Origin of the sequence: Megasphaera cerevisiae DSM 20462 (assembly GCF_001045675.1) — a bacterium.
GTDB classification, from domain to species: Bacteria; Bacillota; Negativicutes; order Veillonellales; family Megasphaeraceae; genus Megasphaera; species Megasphaera cerevisiae.
On the sequence record NZ_LEKT01000176.1, the window covers coordinates 1 to 594 of the forward strand.

General features: G+C 37.9%; 1 protein-coding gene. It reads right to left on the reverse strand.

Features of this window, described 5'->3' with window-relative positions; genetic code table 11:
• Positions 1-594, reverse strand: a 594-nt coding sequence (locus tag AB840_RS15610; RefSeq protein ID WP_048515721.1) for a DnaB-like helicase C-terminal domain-containing protein, incomplete at both ends; no start/stop codon positions are given.

Consider the following 594-nt stretch of genomic DNA (forward strand, 5'->3'; position numbering starts at 1 on the left):
TCATTGATTCGAATACCTGGCGTATCATCAATAAATATTTTTGTTCGAGATAGTTTACCAACTGCAATCGTGAATCGGTTCCAATCCTCTTCGGTCATTGTACCGGTTCTTAATCTGTTTGAGTCAACGTTACCTGAACTACATATCATACGTGTTGCTAATTGGTCTGCACCCATCTCAAGAGAGAAGATACCTACTGTATATAAATCTTCATGTGTTGCTACCTTTTGGGCAATATTAAGTGCGAAGGCAGTCTTACCAACAGATGGTCGTGCAGCTAAAATGATTAAGTCGTTTCGGTTAAAACCTGCTGTCATTTGGTCTAAATCTCTATAACCTGTTGGAATACCCGGTGTTTGACCACTATTTTGATCGAGTTCCTCAGCAGTTTCATACACTTGTCCTAATACATCTCTAATATCTTTAAAACCATCACTCTCACGTGTAGATGATAGTTCTAAAATACGTCGCTCTGCATCGCTCAAAATCGTATCTAATTCTAACTCATCATTGTATCCGTCATTGGCGATACTATCTGCAGTCTGAATCAGTTTACGTTTAAGTGCATGTTTAAATACGATATCAGTATAATAT